Source organism: Mesorhizobium sp. P5_C1 (genome assembly GCF_054049815.1).
In genome coordinates this window covers 1-8,426 of sequence record NZ_JBFULQ010000235.1, presented here as the reverse complement: position 1 = coordinate 8,426, position 8,426 = coordinate 1, and the positions used below count along the sequence as shown (strand labels likewise).

The following is an 8,426-nucleotide window of genomic DNA, read 5'->3' as shown; positions in this document are numbered from 1 at the left end:
GCATTACGATGACAACCAATATGGTGACGATCAGAACGACGGCGCGCAGTTTGGCGACTATCAAGGTGGTGACTATCGCCGCCACCACCGGCGCGACTACGACAACCAGTATGGTGACGACAGCGTAGAGTTCGGTGATTACCAGGGCGGCGAATATCGCCGCTACCACCGGCATCACCGCTGTCATATCGAACTGGTCAGGACCTGGCGTCACCACCGCAGGGTGATCGAGGAAGTCCGCGTCTGCAGCTGATCTCGCCCGGAACAACCGGTCGGCACAAGCAGGCCGGTTTCTTTTTGCCTCGTCAACCGATGATCAGTTGACGAAATAAGGCTGCCATTCGAGGTCGGTGATGTGCGACGGCATCGAACTCGCCTTCGACGGCGGCCCGCTGATGCGCATGTATCCGGCGCGCCGGCCGTCAGGACACGACCGCGGAAACAGCAGAAACCGAGGCGAAAGACCGGCCGGCATGGCCGGTCAAACCTGTCCAACTGTTAATTCGACTTGGGTCGGTTTCGGCCATATTGGTTGATGGGGGTGAGAGATGCCGCCATGGACCAGCAGTTGGAAATACCCCTGCAGACGCCCCTGCAAACGAATGTCGCGCAACGCCGTTCGCGTGGCTGGATCCCGTGGCTGATCTTTATTGCAATTGTCGCCGCCACCGGCACCTATCTCTACCAACGCCCGCATGTCGAGGCCAGGCAGCCCGGTGGTAGAAGAAACGCGCAACCGATGTCGATCGGCGCCGCCACCATCGAGAAGGGCAAGATAGACGTCACCCTCAACGCGCTTGGCACGGTGACCTCGCTCTCCACCGTCACGGTCAAGCCGCAGGTCATCGGCCCGCTTGTCCAGGTGAACTTCAAGGAGGGTCAGGACGTCGCCAAGGGCGATCTGTTGGCTGAGGTCGATCCCCGTCCCTACCAGGCAGCACTCGCCCAGGCCCAGGGCCAGCTGGCGCGCGACCAAGCGATGCYGAAGGACGCCCAGCTCGACCTTGCACGCGACCAGACATTGGTGACCCAAGGCGCGGCGACGCATCAGACGCTCGACGCGCAGGTCGCCCTGGTTGCGCAGGACGCCGGCTCCATCCAGGTCGACCAGGCCTTGGTTCAGACCGCGACCCTCAATCTCGACAATTGCCGCATCCTGGCGCCGGTCGACGGCCGCGCCGGCCTTCGCCAGGTGGATGAGGGCAACTACGTCACGCCGGGCGATGCCAACGGCATTGTCGTCATCACAAGGCTGCAGCCGATCAGTGTCCTCTTCACCGTGCCCGAGGACGACTTGCCGGAGATCGCACAGCGCCTGCAGCAGGGCGCCAAGCTGCCCACCACCGCCTTCGACCGCGCCGGCAACAAGAAGCTCGCCGACGGCCAGCTTGAAACCTTCGACAGCCAGATCGACCCGAGCACCGGCACCATCAAGCTGAGGGCGGGTTTTGCCAACGAAACGCGCATTCTCTATCCGAACCAGTTCGTCAACATCGAGCTGCTGGTGGACGAGCACAAGGACGTGGCGATCGCCCCGATCGCCTCGATTCAGCGCGGCCAGCCCGGCACCTTCGTCTATCTGGTCAATCCCGACAGCACCGTCTCGGTGCGCAAGGTCACGCTTGGCGTCACCAATGGCGAGCACGTCGAGATCCTGGCGGGCCTGACCCCCGGCGACCGCATCGTCGTCGACGGCGCCGACAAGCTTCGCGACGGAGCCCATATCAACCTGCAACAGGACGGCCAGACACAGGCTCCGGCACAGACAGCCCCGCAGGCCTCGGCGCCTGCACCGGCAGGGACAGCGCCTCAACCGCAGGCGCAGCCACCCGATCAGCCGGTGTCCGCGACGCTGAAGCCGGACGACACCGGCAGGCACAAGGGCCAGGGCCGCAAGCATCGCCATGCGGAGTCCGGGCAGCAGCAATGAGCCCGTCGCGAGCCTTCATTCTGCGGCCGGTGGCGACATCGCTGTTCATGGTCGCCATCATGCTGTCAGGCCTGCTGGCTTACCGCTATTTGCCGGTCTCGGCGCTGCCCGAGGTCGACTATCCGACCATCCAGGTGCAGACCTTCTATCCGGGAGCAAGCCCGGACGTCATGACATCCTCGGTCACCGCCCCACTGGAGGTCCAGCTCGGGCAGATTGCCAACCTGAACCAGATGAATTCGGTCAGTTCGGCCGGCTCCTCGGTCATCACGCTGCAGTTCAGCCTGGCGATCTCGCTCGATGTCGCCGAGCAGGAGGTGCAGGCGGCCATCAACGCCGCCGGCAATCTGCTGCCGGCCGATCTGCCGGCGCCGCCGATCTACGCCAAGGTCAATCCGGCCGATGCGCCGGTGCTGACGCTCGGCCTGACATCGGACACGATGCCGCTGCGCGATGTGCAGCAGCTTGCCGACACAAGGCTGGCGCAGAAGATCTCGCAACTGGCGGGCGTCGGCTTGGTCAGCCTCAGCGGCGGCCAGCGCCCGGCCGTGCGCGTCCAGGCCGATCCGCGCAAGCTCGCCGCCTATGGCCTCAATCTCGACGATCTGCGCACCACGCTGGGCAGCGCCAACGTCAACACGCCGAAAGGCAATTTCGACGGGCCGTCGCGGGCCTACACCATCAACGCCAACGACCAGCTGAAAAGCGCCGAGGAATACCGCTCGCTGATCGTCGCCTACAAGGACGGCGCCCCGGTGCGGCTGAGCGATGTGGCAACGGTGGTCGACGCCACCGAGAACAACAGGCTGGCGGCCTGGATGAACAGCACGCCGGCCATTATCGTCAACATCCAGCGCCAGCCCGGCGCCAACGTCATCGAGGTGGTCGACCGCATCAAGGCGCTGCTGCCGCAATTGCAGGCCTCGCTGCCAAGCACTGTCGACGTCAAGGTGCTGACCGACCGTACCACCACCATCCGCGCGTCCGTGCGCGACGTCGAATACGAACTCACGCTCGCCGTCATCCTCGTCGTGCTGGTCATTTTCGTCTTCCTGCGCAGCGCCCGTGCGACGCTCATCCCGAGCCTCTCGGTTCCGCTGTCGCTGGTCGGCACGCTGGGGGTGATGTACCTGTTCGGCTTCAGCCTCGACAATCTCTCGCTGATGGCGCTGACCATTGCCACCGGCTTCGTCGTCGACGACGCCATTGTCGTCATCGAAAACATCGCGCGCTATGTCGAGGAGGGTGCGACGCCGCTGCAGGCGGCGCTGRAGGGGTCGCAGCAGATCGGCTTCACCATCATATCGCTGACCRTCTCGCTGATCGCCGTGCTGATCCCGCTGCTGTTCATGGGCGATGTCGTCGGCAGGCTGTTCCGCGAATTTTCCATCACGCTCGCCACCACCATCCTGATTTCCGCCGTGGTGTCGCTGACGCTGGTGCCGATGGCCTGCGCCAAGCTGCTCAAGCCGTTGTCGGCGGTGCGCGAGAACGCCCTGCAGCGCGCCAGCCGCGACTTCTTCGACTGGGTGATCAGGGGTTACGGCCGCGCGCTGACCTGGGTGCTCGACCGGCAAACGCTGATGCTTCTGGTGGCGGCGGCCACGCTGGTGTTGACGGCAGCACTCTACGTGGTCATCCCAAAGGGTTTCTTCCCGGTGCAGGATACCGGCGTCATCCAGGCCATCACCGAGGCGCCGCAATCGGTGTCCTATGCCTCGATGGCCGAGCGGCAGCAAGAACTGGCGGCGATCATCCTGAAAGACCCCGATGTCGACAGCCTGTCATCCTTCATCGGCGTCGACGGCACCAACAACACGCTCAATGTCGGCCGCATCCTGATCAACCTCAAGCCGCATGAAAAGCGCACCGCCGACATCACGCAAGTCATAGCAAGGCTGAAGCAGGCGACCGCCGCCACGGCCGGCGTCACCCTCTACATGCAGCCGGTGCAGGACCTGACCATCGACGGCACGGTCAGCCGTACGCAGTATCAATTCGTGCTGCAGGACGCCAATCCAGACGAGCTGACGCTATGGACGCCGAAGCTGCTGGCCAGGTTGAACACGCTGCCTGAGATCGCCGACGTCGCCAGCGACCTGTCGGATGCCGGGCTCGCCGTCTTCGTCGACATCGACCGCGACCAGGCGGCGCGCTTCGGCATCACGCCGGCGACGATCGACAACGCGCTCTACGACGCCTTCGGCCAGCGCATCGTCTCGACCATCTTCACCACATCCAGCCAGTACCGGGTCATTCTCGAAGCAGATCCCTCTTTGCAGGATTCGCTCAACGCGCTGTCCTCCGTCTACCTGCCGTCATCGAGCGGCGGCAGTCCGGTGCCGCTGGCCGTGGTCGCCAGCACTCACGTCGCCACCGCACCGCTGCAAATCTCCCATATGGGGCAATTCCCCGCCACCACAGTGTCGTTCAACCTGGCACCCGGCGTGTCGCTTGGCGAAGCGGTCACCGCGATCCAGCAGGCGCAAAGCGACATCGGCATGCCACTCAGCGTCATCACCAATTTCCAGGGAGCGGCGCGCGCATTCCAGGCTTCGCTCGACAACACGTTGTTCCTGATCCTGGCGGCGGTGATCACCGTCTACATCGTGCTCGGCGTGCTCTATGAGAGCTTCATCCACCCGATCACCATCTTGTCGACACTGCCTTCGGCCGGCATCGGCGCGCTGCTGGCGTTGATGATCGCCGGCGAGGACCTGACCATCATCTCGATCATCGGCATCATCCTCTTGATCGGCGTCGTCAAGAAGAACGCCATCATGATGATCGACTTCGCGCTCGACGCACAGCGCAACGAAGGCAAGGCGCCCCGCGAAGCCATCTACCAGGCCTGCCTGCTGCGTTTCCGCCCGATCCTGATGACGACGCTGGCGGCGATGCTTGGCGCGCTGCCGCTGATGCTCGGCACCGGCGTCGGCTCGGAACTGCGTCATCCGCTGGGCGTCACCATCGTCGGCGGCCTGCTCGTCAGCCAGTTGCTGACGCTGTTCACGACGCCGGTCATCTATCTCTGGTTCGATCGCCTTGCCGCCCGGCTGCGGGGCGTCCAGCCCGACCTTCCGCGCGCCTATGATGCGGACGCCGCGCCATGAACCTGTCGGTTCCCTTCATCCGGCGCCCGGTTGCAACGACCTTGCTGACCTTCGGCCTGCTGGCGGCAGGACTGGTGGCGTTTCCGCAATTGCCGGTGGCGCCGCTGCCCGAGGTCGACTACCCCGTGATCTCGGTGCAGGCATCGCTGCCGGGCGCCAGCCCGCAGGTCGTGGCAAACACGGTCGCCAGCCCGCTCGAACGGCATCTCGGCGAGATCGCCGATGTCAACGAAATGACGTCGTCGAGCAGCGTCGGCAGCGCGCGCGTCACCTTGCAGTTCGGCCTCGACCGCGACATCGACGGCGCCGCGCGCGATGTCCAGGCGGCGATCAACGCGGCGCGCGCCGACCTGCCGTCCAGCCTGCATTCCAACCCCACCTATCGCAAGGTCAATCCGGCCGACGCACCGATCCTCATTCTCACCCTCACCTCCGACACTTTGTCCAAGGGGCAGCTCTACGATGCCGCCAGCACCGTGCTGGCGCAGAAACTCTCGCAGGTCGACGGTGTTGGCGAGGTGTCGGTGGGCGGCAGTTCGCTGCCGGCGGTGCGCGTCGAGCTCAATCCGCAGGCGCTCTATGATTACGGCATCGGGCTGGAGGATGTGCGCGCGGCCCTCGCCTCGGCCAACGCCCACAGCCCCAAGGGTGCCATCGACGTCGGCCCGCAGCGCTATCAGATCTACGCCAACGACCAGGCCAACCATGCGGACGCCTATCGCTCGCTGGTGGTGGCCTATCGCAACGGCGCCCCGGTGCGGCTTTCAGACGTCGGCCAGGTCAACGATTCCGTCGAGAACATCCGCAATGCCGGTCTTGCCAACGGCAAGCCGGGGGTGTTGATCATCCTCAACCGCTCGCCCAATGCTAACATCATCGCCACGGTCGACCGCGTAAAGGCGCTTATGCCGTCGCTGCGCGCCTCGATCTCGCCGGCCATCGATCTGTCGCTGGCGGTCGACCGCTCGACCACCATCCGCGCTTCGCTGCGGGAAGTCGCGCAGACGCTGATGATCGCCATCGGCCTGGTGATCCTGGTCGTCTTCGCCTTCCTGCGCGACCTGCGTTCGGCACTGGTGCCGATCGTGGCGGTGCCGGTGTCGCTGGTCGGCACGCTGGGCGTCATGTACCTACTCGGCTTCAGCATCGACAATCTGTCGCTGATGGCGCTGACGGTGGCCACCGGCTTCGTCGTCGATGATGCCATTGTCGTGCTCGAGAACATTTCCCGCCACGTCGCTTCGGGCATGGGCCGCATAGAGGCGGCGATCAAGGGGGCGCAGGAAGTCGGCTTCACCGTGCTGTCGATGAGCCTTTCGCTGATTGCCGTCTTCATTCCCATCCTGCTGATGGGCGGCATCATCGGCCGGCTGTTTCGCGAGTTCGCAATCACGCTGTCGGCCGCAATCCTGGTCTCGCTGGCGATTTCGCTGACCACCACCCCGATGATGTGCTCGATCCTGCTGCGCGGCGAAAAGGGTCGCAGCCATGGCCGTCTCTACCGCTTCAGCGAGCGCGTCTTCGACGCCATGCTGAGCGGCTACCGCCGGTCGCTCTCCTGGGCGCTGGACCATCCGCTGCTGATCATGGCTGTGCTCGCGGCGACGCTTTGCCTCAATGCTTATCTCTACATCACCATCCCCAAGGGCTTCTTTCCGCAGCAGGATACCGGCCGGCTTGTCGGCTCGATCCAGGCCGACCAGGCAACCTCCTTCCAGCTGATGTCGCAAAAACTCAGCCAGTTCGCCGGCATCGTCAGCAAGGACCCTGCCGTCGATGCCGCTGTCGGCTTCACCGGCGGCGGCCAGACCAATTCCGGCTCGATGTTCGTGTCGCTGAAGCCGCTGGCCGAACGCAAGGTTTCCGCCGACCAGGTGATCGCCCGGCTGCGGCGCGAACTTGCGGTGGTGCCGGGCGCCACCCTCTTCCTGCAGGCGGTACAGGATATCCGCGTCGGCGGGCGTCAGTCTAACGCGCAGTACCAGTACACGCTGCAAGGCGACAGTTTCGACGACCTCGCGCAATGGGCGCCGAAACTCGCGGCGGCACTGCAGACCGAGCCGAAGCTGACCGACGTCAACAGCGACCAGCAGAACAAGGGCCTGGAGGCGGATATCGTCATCGATCGCGACACCGCGACGCGCCTCGGCATCACCGTCGGCCAGATCGACAACACGCTCTATGATGCCTTCGGCCAGCGCCAGGTTTCCACCATCTATGTGGCGCGCAACCAGTACCACGTCATCATGGAGGTGGCGCCGCAATACTGGCAGAACCCCGAAGCGCTGAAACAGGTCTATGTCAGCACGTCGGGCGGATCAGTGCATGGTTCGCAGGCGAGCAATGCGGTTGCCGGTACATTCGTCGCGCCGGGACAGTCCGGCAGCGCCGCGGCGGCAGCGACGGATGCCGCGCGCAACCAGGCGACCAATTCCATCACCAGCACCGGCAAGACTGCCGCATCGACCGGATCGGCCGTCAGCACCGGTGCCGAGACGATGGTGCCGTTGTCGTCGGTCGCGAGCTATGGCCCCGGCAGCACGCCGCTTTCGGTCAACCACCAGGGCCTGTTCGTCGCCACCACGCTGTCGTTCAATCTTGCGCCGGGCGTCGCGCTCAGCGACGGGGTCGCGGCCATCAACGCGGCGGCGGACCGCATCGGCATGCCGGCCACCATCCACGGCAGTTTCCAGGGCACGGCCCGGGTGTTCCAGGATTCGCTCTCCGACCAGCCGCTGCTCATCCTTGCTGCGCTCATCGCCGTCTATGTCGTGCTCGGCATCCTCTACGAGAGCTACGTCCACCCGCTGACCATTCTCTCCACGCTGCCTTCGGCCGGCGTCGGCGCGCTGCTGGCCCTGTCGGCCTTCGACATCGAATTCAGCATCATGGCGCTGATCGGCGTCATCCTCCTGATCGGCATCGTCAAGAAGAATGCGATCATGATGATCGACTTCGCGCTGGCCGCCGAGCGCAACGAGAACAAGTCGGCGCATGATGCCATCTACCAGGCGTGCCTGCTGCGCTTTCGCCCGATCATGATGACGACCATGGCGGCACTGTTCGGCGCCGTGCCGCTGGCCATCGGCCTTGGCGAAGGCAGCGAACTGCGCCAGCCGCTCGGCATAGCCATCGTCGGCGGCCTGGTGCTGAGCCAGATCCTGACCCTCTACACGACGCCGGTCATCTACATCTATGTCGACCGCTTCGGCCGCTGGTGCCAGAGGCTGCGGTCGCCAAAGTGGCGCCCCTGGCAGCCCGGTGCACAGCCGGGAGAATGAGAAACCGGCCGCCGCAGAGAGTCCCAAGCTCCTCACTGCGATCAACGGCCTGTACCCTGGCCCGCCTCGGCCTGCTCTCCATGCCTGTGGACCGGGATGGAA

4 protein-coding genes are annotated in these 8,426 nt (G+C 64.8%); all 4 read left to right on the top strand.

Annotated features, from left to right (window positions below; genetic code table 11):
• Nucleotides 1-253, top strand: a 253-nt coding sequence (locus ACXJ7R_RS18540; protein WP_457153114.1) for a hypothetical protein, incomplete at its 5' end; no start/stop codon positions are given.
• A gap of 303 nt (nt 254-556) precedes the next feature.
• Nucleotides 557-1,930, top strand: coding sequence for an efflux RND transporter periplasmic adaptor subunit (locus tag ACXJ7R_RS18535; RefSeq protein WP_457153113.1), 1,374 nt, complete (start codon nt 557-559; stop codon nt 1,928-1,930).
• Nucleotides 1,927-5,043, top strand: coding sequence for an MdtB/MuxB family multidrug efflux RND transporter permease subunit (locus ACXJ7R_RS18530; RefSeq protein WP_457153112.1), 3,117 nt, complete (start codon nt 1,927-1,929; stop codon nt 5,041-5,043). The genes ACXJ7R_RS18535 and ACXJ7R_RS18530 overlap by 4 nt, the downstream gene beginning before the upstream one ends.
• Nucleotides 5,040-8,324, top strand: a complete 3,285-nt coding sequence (locus ACXJ7R_RS18525) for an efflux RND transporter permease subunit (protein ID WP_457153111.1) — start codon at nt 5,040-5,042, stop codon at nt 8,322-8,324. Before ACXJ7R_RS18530 ends, ACXJ7R_RS18525 begins: the two co-directional genes overlap by 4 nt.
• The last annotated feature ends 102 nt before the right edge of the window (nt 8,325-8,426 follow it).

What these genes read in the sequence shown, in the direction of transcription:
- ACXJ7R_RS18525 (WP_457153111.1), top strand. Translation starts at nt 5,040, where the DNA reads ATGAACCTGTCGGTTCCCTTCATCCGGCGCCCGGTTGCAACGACCTTG.